Origin of the sequence: Pseudomonas sp. BIGb0381 (assembly GCF_024809815.1) — a bacterium.
In the GTDB taxonomy this organism is placed as follows: Bacteria; Pseudomonadota; Gammaproteobacteria; order Pseudomonadales; family Pseudomonadaceae; genus Aquipseudomonas.
Map to the genome: position 1 here is coordinate 764,468 of NZ_JANUEN010000002.1, position 18,302 is coordinate 782,769.

At 60.0% G+C, this 18,302-nt stretch carries 18 protein-coding genes and 1 pseudogene; 6 read left to right on the plus strand and 13 right to left on the minus strand.

Annotated features, from left to right (window positions below):
* Positions 1–92: 92 nt before the first annotated feature.
* Together M2397_RS09725 and M2397_RS09730 are read left to right on the plus strand one after the other, a co-directional pair.
* Complete coding sequence (locus M2397_RS09725; RefSeq protein WP_145337494.1) at positions 93–815, plus strand: pirin family protein; 723 nt, start codon at positions 93–95, stop codon at positions 813–815.
* A gap of 145 nt (positions 816–960) precedes the next feature.
* Positions 961–1,347 (plus strand): hypothetical protein, encoded by a 387-nt coding sequence (locus M2397_RS09730; protein ID WP_259242750.1) that lies wholly within the window; start codon positions 961–963, stop codon positions 1,345–1,347.
* Between the two features lie 62 nt (positions 1,348–1,409).
* On the opposite strand, the gene M2397_RS30495 is transcribed toward M2397_RS09730, so the two are convergent.
* On the minus strand, positions 1,410–1,769 hold the full coding sequence (locus M2397_RS30495; protein WP_259242751.1) for a zinc-binding dehydrogenase: 360 nt from the start codon (positions 1,767–1,769) through the stop codon (positions 1,410–1,412).
* Positions 1,770–2,106: 337 nt separating this feature from the next.
* Between M2397_RS30495 and M2397_RS09740 the strand changes: the two genes are divergently transcribed.
* The 4 genes from M2397_RS09740 to M2397_RS09755 all read left to right on the plus strand — a co-directional run bounded on the left by M2397_RS09740 (position 2,107) and on the right by M2397_RS09755 (position 5,845).
* Positions 2,107–2,838: a winged helix-turn-helix domain-containing protein gene (locus M2397_RS09740; RefSeq protein ID WP_184742594.1), complete on the plus strand. Its 732-nt coding sequence runs from the start codon at positions 2,107–2,109 to the stop codon at positions 2,836–2,838.
* Positions 2,828–3,532 carry a hypothetical protein gene (locus M2397_RS09745; RefSeq protein ID WP_256663557.1) on the plus strand — a complete coding sequence of 235 codons (705 nt, stop codon included), beginning with the start codon at positions 2,828–2,830 and terminating at the stop codon, positions 3,530–3,532. The genes M2397_RS09740 and M2397_RS09745 overlap by 11 nt, the downstream gene beginning before the upstream one ends.
* A 38-nt stretch (positions 3,533–3,570) precedes the next feature.
* Positions 3,571–4,218, plus strand: a complete 648-nt coding sequence (locus M2397_RS09750) for a winged helix-turn-helix domain-containing protein (RefSeq protein WP_259242754.1) — start codon at positions 3,571–3,573, stop codon at positions 4,216–4,218.
* 235 nt (positions 4,219–4,453) lie between these two features.
* A complete protein-coding gene (locus M2397_RS09755) occupies positions 4,454–5,845 on the plus strand; it encodes an undecaprenyl-phosphate glucose phosphotransferase (protein ID WP_259242755.1) in 1,392 nt (463 codons plus the stop codon).
* A 144-nt stretch (positions 5,846–5,989) separates the two neighbouring features.
* Here the strand turns inward: M2397_RS09755 and M2397_RS09760 are convergent, their stop codons facing one another.
* The 12 genes and pseudogenes from M2397_RS09760 to M2397_RS09815 all read right to left on the minus strand — a co-directional run bounded on the left by M2397_RS09760 (position 5,990) and on the right by M2397_RS09815 (position 18,288).
* A complete protein-coding gene (locus M2397_RS09760) occupies positions 5,990–8,065 on the minus strand; it encodes a YjbH domain-containing protein (RefSeq protein WP_259242756.1) in 2,076 nt (691 codons plus the stop codon).
* Positions 8,062–8,829, minus strand: coding sequence for a capsule biosynthesis GfcC family protein (locus tag M2397_RS09765; protein ID WP_184742598.1), 768 nt, complete (start codon positions 8,827–8,829; stop codon positions 8,062–8,064). Before M2397_RS09765 ends, M2397_RS09760 begins: the two co-directional genes overlap by 4 nt.
* Positions 8,826–9,485, minus strand: a complete 660-nt coding sequence (locus M2397_RS09770; protein WP_306100597.1) for a YjbF family lipoprotein — start codon at positions 9,483–9,485, stop codon at positions 8,826–8,828. Before M2397_RS09770 ends, M2397_RS09765 begins: the two co-directional genes overlap by 4 nt.
* A 12-nt stretch (positions 9,486–9,497) precedes the next feature.
* Positions 9,498–10,610 carry a polysaccharide biosynthesis/export family protein gene (locus tag M2397_RS09775; protein ID WP_184742600.1) on the minus strand — a complete coding sequence of 371 codons (1,113 nt, stop codon included), beginning with the start codon at positions 10,608–10,610 and terminating at the stop codon, positions 9,498–9,500.
* 87 nt (positions 10,611–10,697) lie between these two features.
* Positions 10,698–10,937 carry a hypothetical protein gene (locus tag M2397_RS09780; RefSeq protein WP_184742602.1) on the minus strand — a complete coding sequence of 80 codons (240 nt, stop codon included), beginning with the start codon at positions 10,935–10,937 and terminating at the stop codon, positions 10,698–10,700.
* A 180-nt stretch (positions 10,938–11,117) separates the two neighbouring features.
* Entirely contained in the window at positions 11,118–12,527 is a 1,410-nt protein-coding gene (locus M2397_RS09785) for a mannose-1-phosphate guanylyltransferase/mannose-6-phosphate isomerase (RefSeq protein WP_259242795.1), read from the minus strand.
* A 30-nt stretch (positions 12,528–12,557) separates the two neighbouring features.
* A pseudogene (locus tag M2397_RS09790) lies at positions 12,558–13,013 on the minus strand (GDP-mannose mannosyl hydrolase); the annotation flags it as partial.
* Positions 13,013–14,221, minus strand: coding sequence for a glycosyltransferase WbuB (locus M2397_RS09795; RefSeq protein ID WP_184742604.1), 1,209 nt, complete (start codon positions 14,219–14,221; stop codon positions 13,013–13,015). The gene M2397_RS09795 and the pseudogene M2397_RS09790, both read right to left, overlap by 1 nt.
* Positions 14,221–15,198 (minus strand): GDP-L-fucose synthase, encoded by a 978-nt coding sequence (locus tag M2397_RS09800; protein ID WP_131699250.1) that lies wholly within the window; start codon positions 15,196–15,198, stop codon positions 14,221–14,223. Before M2397_RS09800 ends, M2397_RS09795 begins: the two co-directional genes overlap by 1 nt.
* Before the next feature lie 2 nt (positions 15,199–15,200).
* Positions 15,201–16,322: a GDP-mannose 4,6-dehydratase gene (gmd, locus tag M2397_RS09805; protein WP_145337482.1), complete on the minus strand. Its 1,122-nt coding sequence runs from the start codon at positions 16,320–16,322 to the stop codon at positions 15,201–15,203.
* A gap of 69 nt (positions 16,323–16,391) precedes the next feature.
* Positions 16,392–17,327, minus strand: a complete 936-nt coding sequence (locus M2397_RS09810; protein ID WP_145337481.1) for a glycosyltransferase family 2 protein — start codon at positions 17,325–17,327, stop codon at positions 16,392–16,394.
* Position 17,328: 1 nt separating this feature from the next.
* A complete protein-coding gene (locus M2397_RS09815) occupies positions 17,329–18,288 on the minus strand; it encodes a nitroreductase family protein (protein WP_184742608.1) in 960 nt (319 codons plus the stop codon).
* Between the last annotated feature and the right edge of the window lie 14 nt (positions 18,289–18,302).

An 18,302-nucleotide genomic window follows, 5' to 3' on the forward strand; every position in this document is an offset into this window, starting at 1 on the left:
AGCTTCTTAATGAATATCTCAGTTACCAGTAATCTTCTTCTCAACGCAAGCGCCCTGCATCTCGCAGCCCGCGCTCACTTGAGGACAAGACCATGCTGACCCTTCGCAAAGCTTCCGAACGCGGCGCCGCCAATCACGGTTGGTTGAAGTCGTTCCATACCTTCTCGTTCGCCAACTATTGGAACCCCAATGAACAGGGTTTTTCCGACCTGCTGGTGATCAACGACGACCGCGTCGCGGCCGGCAAAGGCTTCGGCCAGCACCCGCACCGCGACATGGAGATTTTCTCCTATGTGCTTGAAGGCGCCCTGGAACACAAGGACACCCTGGGCACCGGCTCGGTGATCCGCCCCGGCGATGTGCAACTGATGAGCGCCGGCAGCGGCGTGGCCCACAGCGAGTTCAACCACAGCCAGACCCGCGGCGTGCACTTCCTGCAAATCTGGATCGTACCCGCCGTGGCCGGTGCCGAGCCGCGCTATCAACAGGAGCACTTCAGCGCGGCGCAGAAACAAGGGCGCCTGCAACTGATCATCTCGCCGGACGGCACCGACGGCTCCCTGACCGTGCGCCAGGACGCCAGGGTGTACGCCGGGCTGTTCAACGGCGACGAAGCCGCGACCCTCGACCTGCCGCCGGATCGCCACGTGTACATCCATGTAGCTCGGGGCAGCGTGGACATCAACGGCCAGCGCTTGCAGGAAGGCGACGGTGCCCGAGTGCGCGATGAGCGGCAAATCCGCCTGAGCCAGGGCCAGGATGCCGAGGTGCTGGTGTTCGACCTGCGTCCCCAGGAATTGCCGCAGATGCCGTGACGAGCACGGCGATGGCCCTTTGAAACGGGCCATCGCTGGCATCGATAGTCACCATCAGCCCAATGAAGTTCTCTTAAAAAATGCAACGCGTAACATCAAACCCATACCAGGCAACACCCAACTAAAACACTCGGAGCACACCATCATGAAACGCCAAATCTTGCTTAGCCTCGCTTTCTCGGTACTCGCTGCAAACGCATTTGCCCACCCTGTTGTTGCTGAAGGCGGCGCGGATCGCCTGATCGAAAATCGTGTTGCTGAAGGTGGCTCGGATCGCCTGCTGGAACGTCGTATTGCCGAAGGTGGCTCGGATCGCCTGCTGGAGCGTCGTGTTGCCGAAGGTGGTGCTGATCGCTTGCAGCAACGCGGTATTGTTGAAGATGGCGCCGACCGCCTGCAAGGCAACCGCGTTGCTGAAGATGGCGCCGACCGCCTGCAAGGCAACCGCGTTGCCGAAGGTGGCGCTGATCGCCTGCAGGAACGTGGCCTGGCCGAAGGCGGTGCCGACCGCCTGCTGGACAACCACGCTTAATCCCGCACTGTTCGCGGGGCACCCCAAACCGGCCTGATCAGCCGGTTTTTTTTCGTCTTCGATTAATGCAGCTCGCGATCCACCCACACCACAGCCTTGCCGATCTGTTGCCGCGCTTCGATGCGCTCATGCACCTGCTGCAGCGTTTCCAAGGTGTAATGCCCTTCGATAGCCACCGTCAACGTACCTTCGAGCATCGCCGCAAACACCGCGTTGGCACGCTGTTGTACGGTCACGCCGTCGGCCATATGGTCGGCCAACCGGGGGCGCGTCAAAAACAGATGCACCCACTGCGCGGCGGCCGTGAGATCGCGTTTGCCGCAAGCGACCTGGCCACCCACTGCGGTCGAGGGTCCTGTGCGTGATATTTGGCTCACGGTGTGCCCCCACATGCGCCGTTCGCCGTCGGTAAAGGTGGTCATGGAGTTTCTGGTGCCGTGCAAAGCCGAGGCGCATCCGCCACCCTTCGGGTCGCCCTGCCGGGCGTTTTTCCGGCCTGAGCAGGCAACGCTTAAACCTGCGCCCGTCAAAAAAATCGTTGGAACCAAAATACTTATCGAGCATTAAGAGTTTGCACTAGCATATGTGTAAGTCCGTACGAGCTCTGTGGAACATCCCCCTACTCCCCCCCTTGCGAACGTAAAAAACAAGTGGCAAATGTTAAAATTTGTCACGTTTTAGCGTAATCAATTCGATTAGTATCTAAACGCTAGCAGTGATTGAACTGACGGCCTTGCATGCCGGAAAAGGGAGTAGGTTATGCATTTTTCCAACGTCCTCGCCATTGCACGGACTCAATCGAAATCGGAGGACTTTCGGGAGCTTTTAGTTCGCACTGTAGCGAATAATTTAAAAGTCGATACACGTTGCTACGGACAACTAATTGACCCCCAGGAAAGCCACGTACATTACCGTGCCATCATTATAGAAATTGATACACCCTCCGCCAGCAATCTAAGCCTGGACATAATAAGAAAGGCGCGAACTGAAAACCCTGACTGCACGATATTCGTCGTCGTCACCTTTGCGTCGACCCTCAGCAAAACAAAATACTACCTGGCCGGCGCCGACTACTGCATCAAGGTGGTCGAAACTTCCCCTGAAAAAAAATTGAATTTGTTTGATGCCTTTCTCAGTGAAAGCGCTCGACTCAATCAGTGCGACCTGGTGCTCGACCAAGATCGCATGTGCCTGTATGGCGATGGGAAAAAGTTGGAAATATCCTTCGTCGAAATGAAAGTACTGGAAGCACTTATTCAGAACCGACTGCTCAGCCATAATGAGATCGCCGGTGTCATGGGGCTTAATACCAAGTACTACGACTCCCGCGCACTGGAAAAGTCCATCAGCCGTTTGCGCAGTAAGATCAAGGCGCACTATGGTGAAAACATCATCCAAAACATTCGCGGTTATGGTTACAAACTCAGTCGGGGCCTTATTTGCGCCAGCCATTTCCACCCCACTCAGGAGGGGTTGAGCCGTGAAGAGTGAAAAAGAGCCCTCCCTACATACCCCCCCTGTCAAGATCATCAGGCAAGCTGTCGTTGACCGCAGTCATGCCTGGTGGGGCAGTGAAATCAGCGTAACGGGTGGCGTAGACCTCGAACAACTTGAAAGTGCCTGCACTAAGGCCTTGCGCTATATCCACCCACCGCGCACAACGCTTAAGGCGGTCAGTCCGGCGACGGGTCATACGCTTTTGCGCATGGGGCAATCGGCCCTGATGAACGACGACATCCTCAAGGCGATCATTCAGGTCACGCGGGCATTGGAATACCACAAACAACCTTTCACCCTCAGTCTCGACAACCCCCTGGACGCCCTGCCCGGTCCGGTGGAACGCCGGGCGATGGTGCGCCAGTTGTATAAGTTGAAAGACCAGAGCGGTATCACGCTGGCCTATAACAATTACAGACTCGATACAAAGCCGGCGGACCTGCTGATCGGCCTTGAGCTCTACGACTATATAAAGATGCCGTTTCCGGATTCCGCCCTGCGGCTCAGCCTCAATACCCGCTCGGACCTGTTCGACCGGCTCTACGACCGCATGCTGGAGCTGATGAGTGCAAGCAGAGTGCGCTTTATCGCCGACCAGGTGGAATTTTCCGACAGCGCCATGCTGGCTAAAAACTTGCCGTTCGAATACTTTCAGGGCGGCTATTACTCCCCTGCTGACTGCCTTTAACAACTAACAACTGCATCTTCCTGATATGGGTGGCCCCTATGAGTTCTTTCAAGAAACACACTTTCGCTCCAACACTTGCGTCTATCGCACTGCAGGACTTCACGCCCAACGCAGAGTTCTTCCATTACGACGTAAACGCCCCGGAGGCGACGGACCCCGCCGATACAAACCTGGCGTTTTCTCAAACACGGATCACCTCGCGCTTTAATACCTACATTATTACCCACACCCTCAGCTTGCCCTCGCAATCGTTTAACGCCAAGCGGCAAGAATCCAGAATGCCAACCACCAAGGCCCCTGACAGCGCGCCGAATAACCCTACGCGTACTCAGGAGAGCAGCGCCGGACGAACGCCACTGTATCCACAGGATTTCTGGCTGCTCACTCAACATGACCGAGCACTGGTCAAAGGTGGTCTGCGCATTTCATTGACCACTATTGAATCGGCGTTGATTAAAAAGATGCTGCACCATGAAGAACGCGTGGTCAGCAAAGAAGAGTTGATCCGCAATATAGGTCGTGAACCTGACTTATACCGCGGATTGGAAATGTGCCTGAGTCGCCTGCAGGAAAAGTTCAAGCGGGTTAATGACGGTGAACGCCTGTTTCGTGCGGTAAGAAACCGTGGTTATTGCCTGACGCAAAAAATCAAAAAGCCGCTTGAGCTTAGTCAGCCACGCCGTTAAACAATAAAAACAATCCAGCATTTAGCACGCACCCTGCCTATTACCACACGCTTCTACCTGCCCTTTTATAACATACAATTCGCCTGCCCCCTTCTGACCTTGTTATAAGTCGTCAGCCACTGCCCCATGCCGTTCATTACTATCAACAGGCACGCGCTTGCGCGTGCCTGTTGTTTATAACAGTTAATCCTAAACACCTGCCACCACGTGCGCGCTCATCACCGGGAGCAGAACTATGCTTAATAACACTAGAATGCATCGCAACCTCACCCCCAGGGGGTTGACGTTCTGGGGGCAATGGACACTCGCATCGAGCTTAGTTGTTGCGCTGTTATTCACGCTGGTCATCTTAAAGACTGGCCAACTGGAGTATTACTACCGCGTCCTGGCCGCCTTTACGATATTAGCCTCTCTCCCGGCGTATACCTTGTGCGGTGTCTACAGCAAGAAAGATGATTATGCGGTAGGCCTTGGACGCTTGTTCATGGGCTGGCTGTTAACCATGGGCATATTGTTTGCCGTGGGTGTAGCGTGTAATGCCAACGCCCTGTTCCCTGTAGAAATTTTATTACTCTGGGCAGCGGTCAGTTACCCGTTATTGGCACTGTGTTACATACCGCTGCACAGCCTGTCCCGGTATTACCACCGCCAACTTCACGAGCGCCAAAAATCATTGATCGTGGGCACTGGCAAGCTTGCGGTGGACCTGGCCAAAACCCTCTCGCGGCAAAAACGCTCGCCCCTGGTGGGGCTTGTCGGCAGCCGTGCCGAGGCGGCCGAAGATGCACAAGCGCAGATACTCGGCGAGCTGCCGCAACTGCCCCAATTGATCCGGCAGCACGGTATCCGCCGGCTCTACATCACCCATTCATTGCAGGACGCCACGCACATTGAGGCGTTGTACCTCAACCTGCTGGAGATCAGCGTGGATGTGATCTGGGTGCCCGACCTCAATAACATGCTGCTGCTCAACCATTGTGTGGCCGAGGTGGATGGGCTGCCGGCGATCTACCTCAACGAAAGCCCGCTGACCAGCCGCCCCACCGCAGCGCTGAGCAAGTCGCTGCTGGACAAGAGCCTGGCGCTGCTGGCGATCATCGTGCTGAGCCCCCTGCTGTTGCTGGTCGCCCTGTTGATCAAGCTCACCTCCCCTGGCCCGGTGATCTTCAAGCAAGACCGCCACGGCTGGAACGGTGAGGTGATCAAGGTGTGGAAATTCCGCTCCATGCGTGTGCATGACGACCATGAGGTACGCCAGGCCAGTCGCAACGATTCGCGCATTACGCCGGTGGGCCGGTTTATCCGACGTACCTCCATCGATGAATTGCCGCAGCTGTTCAACGTGCTGCAAGGGCACATGGCACTGGTCGGCCCGCGCCCCCATGCGATTGCACACAACGATTACTACTCGGGAAAAATCCGCGCCTACATGGCCCGCCATCGAATCAAACCCGGCATCACCGGCCTGGCTCAGGTCAATGGCTGCCGGGGCGAGACCGAGACCCTGGAGAAGATGCAACAGCGCGTCGACATCGACCTGCGCTACATCAACACCTGGTCGCTGTGGCTGGACATCAAGATCCTGTTGAAGACGCCATTTACGCTGCTGTCCAAGGACATCTACTGATCCCCTACGGGTAGCAACTGCCGAGCGCAAGCGAGGCTGCGTCAGCGGTGTGCCTGGCAGGCCGCAAACGCAGCCTCGCCGGGGGCTCGAAAGCTGCTACGGATTTGCGCGGTGTTGGATAAGACAGTATCTACAGGGGTGCATCTATTCGGTGATCTTGTCGATGTTCTTGTAGAACAGCTCACTGTCGCGCCCATCGGTCATCGAATGCAGTGAGTAGGCGCGGTTCAAGCGTGCGCCGCCGTCGCGGGTCAGCGGCGCCCATACCAGGTTGGCGCGGCGCATGGTCGACAAGCTCATCAACTCATCGAAGGGAATGGACAGGTAGAGGCCCTTGTCGAAGCTGCCTTCGCCATATTGCTCTGTCGACGCGGTGGTCCGGGTGACCCATGCCCCTATGCGCACGCCATTGGTGAATTGGCGCGACAGGTCCAGGGTCGCGCCCCAGTCCCTGGCCAGGTAGCGGCCGACACTCAAGGCGCCCTGAATGTTGAACGGCAGATCGGTATAGCCGGTGATATGTCCGGTGACGGTGCGGTAATCGCGCAAGCTGAAATCCTGCTCGAAACCGCGCTGGCGCACGTAGTTCAGGTCGGCACCCAATGCCCAGCGTTGGCCCATCGGGCGGTACAGCACTTCACTGCCGACACCGGCATACATCGATTCAAGCAAGCCACCGTAGACCATGCCGTAGAGGTCCTGGTCCAACTGCATCGCATGGTTGAGCTGGAAAGTCGGCAGCGTCACATCGGCGCTGGTCATGTACTGGCGCAAGTCGGTGCGTACCCGGGGCAGGCCACTGGGCGCATCGTAGGTAAAACCGTCGTAGTTATTCAGCAGGTTGACGCTCAGCAGGCCACTCCACCAGGTGTTGCGGGTGAAGCGGTATTCGGCGTCGAGGTCGGCGGAAATCTGGTAGAGCAAGCCATCCGGCCCGCCAACGTTCTGTTTGTAGCCAAGGCCCACACCGTAGCTGAAGGGTTTGGGGGGCTGAGTGTAGAGTACCGTCTGGGTGTTGATGTTGGCGCGATTGACTTCAGCCTGTCGGTGCAGGTTTTGCAGGGATTCGCGGTTGTTGACCACCTCGCGGAAGGTCTTGCGCGGCACACTGGTTTCCTCGATCGGCATGGCGTAGCGCTCGCTCACCAGCGTAAACCAATCGATCTGGTCATTGACGCTGTTATCCAGGATACGACTGGCGCGACCCACCGCCTTGGCGCTGTAGAAATAGCGTTGCTGCTCGCCATACACCAACAGCTCCGGCCCGCGCTGGGCGATGCGCTGCACGTTGTAGCCGGCATTGTCGTGCAGGCGCTGGGATACGGCGGCCCAGTCCACCTGATCCATCGGCGTGGTGGGTGCCTTGGTGGGCAGTTTCGGCGCCGGTGGGTCGTAGGTCTTCGCCGGCGCCTTGCGACTGACGAAATTGGTGTGCAGGGTGATACCGAACATGGCGGTGTTGCCACGTTCCCAGGCGGCACTCACGTCGATGGCGTCGGCCACCTTGTAGACCAGGCCCAGGTTGATCGGCGAGTCCTGGCGAAAGCTGTTGTCCCGAGGCTCGTTCTTGTAGTCGTTACCTTCCACCTCGAGCTTGAGGCTCAGTGGCGCCCAGGGTGTCTGGTAGGCGACACCGCCGAACAAGGAAGGCCGGCCGCGAAAATAACCGTTGGAAAAATTGCCGGAGCCCTCGGCGCTGGGTCGCTCCTTGAAGCGATCATCCAGCGCGCCCAGCGGGTTGTCCAAATCACCGCGACTGCCCAGGTAGCCCCAGGCGATGCCGGCACTGAAATCCAGATCGCCATAGCGTTTGTTAGCCACCAGGTACTCGCTGGAAAACAGCCCGGTGCCGCCCAGGTCCATGAACCCCAGCGCCACCTCCGGCAGCCAATGGCTTTCCTGATACAGGCGCACCTTGGCATCGACCGCCTTGTCCTTGTAACTCTGGCCGCCGCTGAACGACTCGGCGCCATACGGGCGGTTGGTAATCGCGGTGTAGCGAAAGGTGCCTTCGAGCCAGTCCAGGGGCTGCGCGGAAAAACTATATCGACTGTAAGGTTCGGTGCGATTGGCATTCACGCTGAGTTCGCCAGTGGGCGCCATGCGCGCGGTAGGGGTTTGCAGCAGCCCGACGCCGCCAAAATCGCTTTGGGTGTAACGGGGATCGCCGTGCGCGACGCCACAGGGCACCAGCAGCACAGCTGCAATACATAATTTCAAGGCGTGACCTCGGCCAGGGGTTGAGTGGCAAGAAACTCGGCCAATTGCGGGTTCAGGTCGGGGGTGGGCGGGTCCAGGTCATCACTGCGGATAGGCACCAGCAATGTGCTGCCCGGCGCCGGCGGATCACCCTCCTCGCGGTTCCAGGGGGCAATGCCCAGGCGCGTGATGCGGCCGTCGGGCTGGATCAGCCACAGGTAATCGGCATCCGCCTGCGCCGATGACGGGCAGCTGCGCAGGTAATCGCGGGCCGGCTGCAGTGGCTGGAACGCCAGAGTGCAGACGCCGGCGACGGCGCCGAACACACGCACGCTGTCAGGCCGTGGCGGATAAACCAGGCGGTCGCCGTCGCTGACCAGCGGGTTCGGCGCAAACCCCACCTCCACCGCCACCGGGTCCAGCACCGCCACCTGGCGGCCGGTCACCGGCAACGCCTGCACCTGCTCATACAAGCGCACCGCCACCTGGGCCCGGCTTTCGCGCCCGGCCGCCAATGCCGCACGGCGCAACGTGTCCAGGTCAAACAGCACACCGGCCTTGAGCCGTGCCTGGCGCTCCAGCAACGGCTGGTGCAGCCACGCCGCGCCCAGCCAATAGCCCTGGGCATCCGGTTGCGCCGCACCGATCACATCCAGCAAGCGGGTCTCGGGGTGCAGCGTGATCGCGCCGGGATTGCGCACCTGGCCGCTGACCGTCATTGCGGCGTGGCACGCACTGGCGCATCCCCACAACAACAGCAGCGCGCCTAATCGTCGGCCAGTCATCGGGCATCCTTGCGGGTGGGTTGCAGTTGGGTAATGGTCAGGGTCAGGGCGGGCGTGAGGTGCTGCTCGCTCTGCACGACAAAGCCGTTTTCGGGATCGACCCAGTAACGGTTGCGTGCCTGAAAGCCCAGCGCCTCGGACTCGATGTCTTCGTCTACGCGCAGCAAGGCATAGGGTTTATCGAGAATCTCGACGGTCTCGATGCCTTTGCGCCTCATGTGACTGGTGACCACCACGCCCAAGCGATAGCCACCGACCAAGTCGATCTGGCGCGTGCTGCGATAGCCATCCGGCACGTGGTGCAGCCCTTGCTGGAACGGCGACTGGCCCTGCCAGCGCGTGCCATCCAGGTCGGCACCCAGACCGACCGTGCGCACCACCAGGCCATCGCGCACCAGCAACACCTGCTTGCCGGAGGCCACCCAGAATTGCAAGTCGCCGCGCTGGCGAATCAGCGCCATCACCCCTTCACTGGACACCGTGGTGACCTTGATCTGGGGAAACGGCACCGCATCCACCTGGGCTTGGCTCAACTGCAACGGTGCAGGCCCGCCCACGGCTGCCTTGAAGGTATCGAGTGAGGCCGTCATCAGCGGATTACAGCCAGCCAACAGCCACGCCAACCCCGCGTACGTACCGATTTTCAGACTGTTCACGCAGGTACCACCCTATCGGCTGCTGGCTTCGCTCAGGTTGTTCTGGGTGGATGCGCCAATGCCGATGATCGACGCGGACGGCACCAGTTGGCTGATAAAGCGGTTCCAGCGCGTGATATTCGCGGGACCGACAAACACCACATCCTGGGGTTGCACATCAAAGCGCGTGGCCAGGGCCATGGCCGACGGGGATCCGGCTTCCAGCTGGAACACCTTGGCCGGCTCCACATCGATGTTCTGCGCACCACGAATCACGTAGATGGCATCGGCGTTGGAGGTGTTCTGGTTAACCCCGCCCACCGAACCCAGCACGTCGGAGAGGTTCATGCTGCGGGTCTTGAAACTCAGTGCGCGCGGCTGCATCACCTCGCCCATCACGTAGATGCGCTTGCGGTCGTTGTAGGCCAGGTACAGCTGGTCGCCGTCTTTGAGGTAGATGTCGTTCAACCGCGATGGCTCGAGGTTGAGCGTATCGAGGTCGAGGGTGTAGCGCTTGCCGCCACGGGTGAGCGTGAGGTTCGACAGGTCGGCATTAATGGGATCGATTCCGGCGGCACCGAGCGCCTCGGTCAGGTTCATTGCGATGGTGGTGATCGGCACAGGTCCGGCCTTGATCACTGCACCGGTGATCACCACTTTCTGGCTGGCGAAACGCAACACGCTGATATCCACCTGGGGGCTGTCGATGTACTGACGCAGCTTGTCGGTGATTTCACTGCGCAACGCTTCAATGGATCGGCCCTTGGCAACCACTTCGCCCACATAGGGGTAGAACAGATTGCCTTCGGGGCTGACCAATCGACCGTTGGCATCGATCTGCTGCTGCGGCCCCGAGGGTGCGGTCAGTTCAGGGTGGTCCCATACGGTGATATACAGCGCATCATTAGCGCCAATCAGGTACGGGCCGGGTTTATAACTCAAGAGTTCCGCCGGTATGGAATAAGGCACGCGTGTCGCTGCGTCCATGGCCAATAACTTCGGGGTGATGGGAATTAAATCCACCCGACTATTTTGCGCATCGCCCTCCTGGGTCATGGCCGCCGTGTCCATATATTGACCCGGGGAAAACATGCAGCCTTGCAACAATGCAGCGGCCACAGCCGCCATAGAAAAAATACGCATCATAGTGCTAGGACACTCGCGATAAACGACAAGAAAAAAAGACCACTTGGGCGGGGATTCCAAGCGGTCTTAAAAGCGGAAGATTGACTACTAGTTGCCGGTACCGGTTGTACCGGTGGTACCCGTGGTACCCGTGGTGGTGCCGCCATTGGAGCTGCCGCCACTGCTGGAAACAGCGGCAACACCGGCGATAAGGGCGCTGCCGACCAGCAGGGTTTGCCCTACCGTCACAGTCCCCGCCACCGTTGTATCCAGCCCCAAGGGCAACTCGACGGCCGATGCAGCAGTACTCAATACACTGAGTACCATAACAGCCAGTGCTTTTCTCATATCAGACTCCTTATCTTCAGTGAGCAGGCAAACCGATAGTGCCACTCAACTAAACAGCACACCAGACGGACAACTTCCAAGCGTACCAATTGAAAATAACGTTTTTCCGATGAAGTGCCCGGCGTTCAATGCATCAGGGCTATCAACGTTATTTTAAATGTTATTAATTGTCGGAAAACCTCAGACCCTGCCGTACTTATCTTCAAAGCGCACAATATCGTCCTCGCCCAAATAAGAGCCCGACTGCACCTCGATCAACTCCAGCGGAATCACCCCCGGGTTTTCCAGGGCGTGCACCTGGCCGATGGGGATATAGGTCGACTGGTTTTCCGACACCAGGTAAGTCTGTTCGCCATTGGTGACCCGCGCCGTACCGCTGACCACAATCCAGTGCTCGGCGCGGTGGTGGTGCATCTGCACCGACAACTTGGCCCCCGGCTTCACCGTGATGCGCTTGACCTGATAGCGCTGGCCGTTGTCCACCGAGTCGTACATGCCCCATGGCCGATACACTTCGCGGTGGTTGAGATGCTCATGGCGCCCGGCCTGCTTGAGCAGGTCGACGATGCCCTTGACCTGCTGCACCTGGTCCTTATGGGCCACCAGCACCGCATCCTTCGTCTCGACAATGATCAGGTCCTGCACCCCCACCGTGGCCACCAGCCGACTGTCGGCGTGAACGTACGTGTCACGGGTGTCCAGGCTCAGCCCATCGCCGCGTATCACATTGCCGCTGGCATCTTTTTCGCTGGCCTCCCACAACGCCGACCACGAGCCGATATCACTCCAGCCGGCCTGCAACGGCACCATCACCGCGTCATGAGTGTTTTCCATCACCGCGTAATCGATGGAATCGTCCGGGCAAGCGGCAAAGGTCGCGGCATGCACGCGGGTGAAGGGTTGATCCTGGCTGCCCCCTTCCAGGGCCACGCGACAGGCCTCGAGGATGGCCGGCTGGAAGCGTTCCAGTTCCTCCAGGTAACGGCTGGCGCGGAACATGAACATGCCGCTGTTCCAGTAATACGCACCGCAGGCCACATACGCCGCAGCGGTGGCGGCGTCAGGTTTCTCGACAAAGCGCTTGACCCGATAACCGCCCTCGCCCGCCGCCGCGCCTTGTTCGATATAGCCGTAGCCGGTATGGGCGCTGGTGGGCGTGATACCGAAAGTCACCAGCTTGCCGTCACGGGCCAGCGGCAACGCCACTTCCAGGCTGGCATGAAACGCAGGGATGTCTTCAATCAAATGGTCCGCCGCCAGCACCAGCAGGATCGGGTCCTGTTGCTCGGCAAGCGCCTTGCACGCCGCCAGCGCGATGGCCGGCGCCGTGTTGCGCCCCACCGGCTCCAACAGGATGCTGGCCTGCTCCATGCCCAACTGGCGCAACTGCTCGGCCACCAGGAAGCGGTGCTGTTCATTGCAGATCAACTGCGGCAGCGCGACGTTGGCGCCTTCCAGCCGCGTGATGGTCTGCTGCAGCATCGACAGGTGCGCGTCGGTCAAGCGCAGGAACTGCTTAGGGTTCAGTTGCCGCGAAAGCGGCCACAGGCGCGACCCCGAACCGCCTGCCATGATCACGGGTAATAACATGAGAGCGTCCTCGGGAGAGAGACAGAAGTAGGCGCGAGTGTGTTCATGCACCCGCAGGCTGATGCGCAGTTCATCCTCGGACCACCAGCGGTAATGCTGGTGTTGCTCCGTGGGCGGCTGCAGGGTCTGGCCTTGCGCCAGGTCCAGGCAATAGCTGAGCACCACATAATGGGTGTCCGGCCCGGCCCCGGCGTTGGCAAACACGCTGTCGTCGTAGAAGTGCTCGAACACCCCCCGCAGCCGCGCCTCGGCGCGCTCGAAGGTGTGCCCCAGTTCGTCGTGGGTGATGCGCCGGAATGCGCTGTCGAGGTTTTCGTTTTTCTGGATACGCCCGCCGGGCACGAACCAGAAGCCGTAGGCCGGCCGATTGACGCGCAAGCCCAGCAGGACCTCGCCACGGGTATTTCTCACCACCAGGTCGATCGCCACCAGCGGCGTCGACGCCACGACCGTATTGAAGGTCGGTAAATCAAGCCACATACCCATCAGACCTGTGCCAGAAAACGTTGCAGAATGCGTTCCTTGTCGAGGAACTCCTTGGCGTAGTTCAGCGCCACCTCGTTGCGCGCGGGCAATGCCAGTGCCCGCTCGATCCCTGTGTTCAACGCCGCGACGGATTCCGGTTCAGTCAACACCGCAATGCCGGGGTGTTCCTCGCACAGGCGCCCGAGGGTGGTGTCGGGGTCGGCGGTGATGATGGCGTGGCCGCCCACCGCCAGGATATTGGTCAACTTGGAAGGCAGCACTGCGTCCGCCACCCCGCGCTTCTGGATCACCAGGTGCACATCGGCCGAGGCCAGCAGCGCCGGCAAATCCTCGTAGGGCTGCAACGGCGCAAACAGCACATTGTGCAGGCCATCGCGCTGTACACGCTCGAGCAAGCGTGCCTTGCCGGTGCCCTGGCCGACGATCAGGAACACCAGCTCCGGGCGATCGGCATAGGCCTGGGCGGCGTCGAGGATCAGTTCCAGGCCCTGCTTCTCACCGATATTGCCGGAGTACAACAGCACCTTTTGGCCCGGCGCCACACCCAGGCGTTGCAGCAGCCCGCAGCTGCGAGGCACCTGGCGAAAGCGGGCGGTTTCCGACCAATTGGGAAAGAACAGCAGGCGCTTGCTGCTCACGCCTTTGCCCCGAGCCTTGTCGAGCATGCCGCTGGAAATCGTCGAGACCCGGTCAAAGCGCCGCAACAGCCAGCGTTCAAGCTCAAACGCCAGGCGACGCATAACGGAGCCGCCACCAATGCCGAGGCCGAACATCGCGTCCACCTCGTAGTCCTGGATGTGCAGCACCGAGCGCGCGCCACTGAGCTTGGCCAACAACAGTGCCTGGGGCGCACAAAACAGGGTCGGCACTACCAGGATCACCAGGTCCGGTTTCCAGCGCAACTGCCCCATGACCGCCAGAAACGAACTGGCGGAAAAGCTCATCAGGTGCAGCAAGCGCGTCAACGCCGTGGGCTGGCGTGGCACATACAGCGGGCAACGAATCACCGTCACACCCTCATCCTGCTCGGTGCGAAAGCGCCATGGCGAATACCCATCGCCCACCTGCCACTGCGGGTAATACGGCGGCGCCGTCACCACCCGCACGTCATGCCCCTGGCCCGCCAGCCAGCGTGCCTGTTCACCGCTGTACTTGCCGATGCCGGTGAGCTCCGGGCTGTAGTTGATGCCGTACAGGAGGATCTTCATCAGTGGCCCCGAGGCTGTTCAAGGGCCGCGAGGTAGGCGTTGTAGGCGTCGCGCAGGCCCTCCTCCAGCGGCACATAGGCTTCCCAGCCGAGGGCGTTGATCCGGCTCACATCCAGCAGCTTGCGCGGCGCGCCGTCGGGCTTGCTGGCGTCAAAGCGCAACTGCCCCTTGAAGCCGGTGACCCGCACCAGCGCCTGGGCCAGTTCGGCGATGGTGCAATCCACCCCCGTGCCGACGTTCAAATGCGAACGCATCGGCAGGGTCTGCTCGCGGTAGCGTTCCTGGCTAAGCTCCATCACATGCACACTGGCTGCCGCCATATCATCCACATGCAGGAACTCGCGCCGCGGCTTGCCACTGCCCCAGATCACTACTTCCTCATCGCCGCGCTGGGTCGCCTCATGGAAGCGCCGCAGCAAGGCGGCGATCACATGGCTGTTCTGCGGATGGTAGTTGTCGCCCGGCCCGTACAGGTTGGTGGGCATCACGCTGCGGTAATCGCGGCCATGCTGGCGGTTGTAGCTTTCGCACAGCTTGATCCCGGCGATCTTGGCCACCGCGTAGGGTTCGTTGGTGGGTTCCAGCGCGCCGTCCAGCAACACCGCTTCGATCATCGGTTGCGGTGCATGCACCGGGTAGATGCATGACGAGCCCAGGAACAGCAGTTTCTCCACGCCATGGCTGTGGGCAGCGTGGATCACGTTGGCCTGGATCATCAGGTTCTGGTAGATGAAATCGGCCGGGTACGTCGCGTTGGCGTGAATCCCGCCGACCTTGGCGGCCGCCAGGTACACCTGGTCCACACGGTGCCTGGCGAAGTACGCCTGCACTGCCGCCGGGTCGAGCAGGTCCAGCTCATCACGGCCGGCGGTGAGCAACTGCGTGTAGCCCAAGGCCCACAGGCGCCGCACGATGGCCGAGCCGACCATGCCGCGATGGCCGGCCACAAAAATCCGCGCATCAAAGTCACGAGCCATGTTCAGTTCTCCACGGCAATCGGTGCATCGTGACCATGGGAGCGCAACAAGGCGTGGCGCTGGGCGATCTTGAGGTCTTCGCGGACCATCTCGGCGCACATTTCCTGGGCGCTGATCTCCGGCACCCAGCCGAGCAGGCGCTTGGCCTTGGCCGGGTCGCCCAACAGCGTCTCGACTTCCGCCGGGCGGAAGTAACGCGGGTCGACGCGCACAATCACATCGCCCACCAGGATGCCCGGCGCCAGGTCGCCGTCGATCTGCTCGACCACCGCCACCTCTTCCACGCCCTCGCCGACAAAGCGCAAATGCAGCCCCAGTTCCGCCGCCGACCAGCGAATAAAGTCGCGCACCGAATACTGCACACCAGTGGCGATCACAAAATCCTCGGGGTGTTCCTGTTGCAGCATCATCCACTGCATGCGCACGTAGTCCTTGGCGTGGCCCCAGTCGCGCAGTGCATCCATGTTGCCCATGTACAGGCACTGTTCCAGGCCCAGGGCGATGTTGCTCAGGGCACGGGTGATCTTGCGCGTCACGAAGGTTTCACCGCGACGCGGCGACTCGTGGTTGAACAGGATGCCGTTGCACGCATACAGCCCATAGGCTTCGCGGAAGTTCACGGTGATCCAGTAGGCGTATAGCTTGGCCACCGCATAGGGCGAACGCGGGTAGAACGGCGTGGTTTCCTTCTGCGGGGTTTCCTGCACCAGTCCGTACAGCTCGGAGGTCGAGGCCTGGTAGAAACGGGTCTTCTTTTCCAGGCCCAGCAGGCGGATCGCCTCAAGGATGCGCAAGGCACCCAGGGCATCCACATCGGCAGTGTATTCCGGCGAATCGAAGCTCACCGCCACGTGGGATTGGGCGCCGAGGTTGTAGATTTCGTCGGGCTGGATCTGCTGGATGATGCGTGTCAGGTTCGACGAGTCCGCCAGGTCGCCATAGTGCAGGATCAGGTTTTTATGCAGGGCCTGCGGGTCCTGGTAAATATGATCGATGCGCTGGGTATTGAACGACGAAGAACGTCGCTTGAGGCCGTGCACGGTATAGCCTTTTTCCAGCAGCAGCTCTGCCAGGTACGAGCCATCCTGACCGGTGATCCCGGTAATAAGCGCGACTTTATTCATGTCTGTCTCCCAATTGATAGGCGAGCGAAGGCCGACACCCAAACTTGGGTGTTTGTTAAAAACGCTCAGTTACTTCGGTGTGGGCAGGTTCAAGTTATGTCCGGTCAACTTTGAGAGTTCCCGGACAATGGCTTCCTTATCGTTTAAGTGCGCAATCGCGGTTTCCAGTTCGAGCACTTTGGCGCCCACCAGAAAGCGGTACCAATAGCCCTGGAGCAGGTGATAGACCAGGCCACTGCGGCCATCGAGAAACCCCAGCTGGATGATGTAGCGCCACAGGAAATACGCGGTGGAACTGAGGGTGAACGGCACGCGGTTGTACACGCGGTTCTTGACCAGGCGCTTGGCCTTGGCCTGGAACGAACTCTGCCCGGCATGCAGTTCATCGCGTATCGCAAACAGCCCCAGCCGCGCGTTAAGCACTTCAATCGCTTCGCGGGTGGCGTACTGGTTGTGCTTGTGGGTGAAGAAGGTCAGGTCATGCAGGTTATGGTCGGCAAACCCGCCTTCGAGGGTGATGGTGCGTCCCTCGGCGACCGAGATGTGCTCGTCCATCCAACGGTCCTCAACGCGCCCCTGCCCGGTGCGCCACAGCCGCAGCATTTTCAACGGATAGCGGCCGCCATGGCGCACCCAACGCCCCATGAAGATATGCTTGCGCTTGAAGTTGATGCCGGTGATGTCGCGAGCCAGGGTCGGCAGTCGGGTATTGATCGCGGCGGCAAGGTCGGCCTCGATGATTTCGTCGGCATCCAGGCGCATCGTCCAGTTGCCGGTAATCGGCAGGTGATCCAGCGCCCACTGGAACTGCTTGGCCTGGTTGACGAATACATGCTGCACCACCAGCGCGCCATGGCGCCGGGCGATGTCGCAGGTGTCGTCGGTGGAAAACGAATCGACCACCAGCACTTCGTCGCTGAAGGCCCGTACCGACTCGATGGCCCGGGCGATATGCAGGCTTTCGTTGTAGGTAAGGATGATCACACTGACGGTTTCGCGCTTCATATCAGCCACCGTGCATCTGCAGGACTTCGGTGGTGAGCCGGCGCGGTGAACGCGCGGCCCGGAAGTGGCTTTCCAGGGGCAGTCCCACGGCGATCATCATGATCAACCGCTCGCTGGCCGGGATGGCGCCGATGCCACGGATCTTCTTTTCCACCGAATTGAGGATCGCCAGGTTCAGCGGGCACGCGCCCAGGCCATTGGCGTGACAGGCCAGCAGCAGGCCCATGGAAAACAACGCACCGTCGACGTATAGCTGGTTGCGCTGCCCCGCGCCGCCCCAGGCGGTGACTTCGGACGTGACCACAAACAGGTTGTCCACCGACTGCGCAAACCCGCGCGAGCCGCCTTGCAGTTCAAGCAACTGCGCGATCACCGCGCGGTCCTGATACACATGCACCCGCGATGACTGGCGGTTGCATTGCGAGGGTGACGACTGCGCCAATTCCACCAGGGACGTCAGCAGGCCACTGTCGATCTTGCCGGCCTGGAACATGCGGCAGCTGGAGCGCGATTGCAGGAACGCCTTGGCATCCAGCCCGCCGTTGCCCAGCCACGTCGCCGCGTGCTTGATGCCGCCGCTGCCGGCGGTACCGTCGCGCTTGAGGTGCTCTACATAGGCATCCAGGTAAAACACAAAATCGTCGCTGATACCGAGGGTGCGGTGCAGGTCGAGGTAGCCCTGGAAGGCGCCAAGGGCCATCTCCACCGGCAACGCCGAATACGTGCGGTCGTAGTCGTTGAGCATATGGATGATGCCGTTAATCTTGTCCTTGCCGAACAGCGGCTTGGGTTCCTTGAGGGACAGGCCTTTTTCCACGGTGTGGGTTTCGATGAGGATTTTGTAGAACAGCTTCTTGTTGCGGCTTTCCAGCGGCGAGTAACCGTTGTGGCGAATAAACGTGAGCATGTCGCGAAAAAACTCGCTGACGAAATACATCAACTTCCATGCCTTATCCATCATGCGTTTCACCTGCT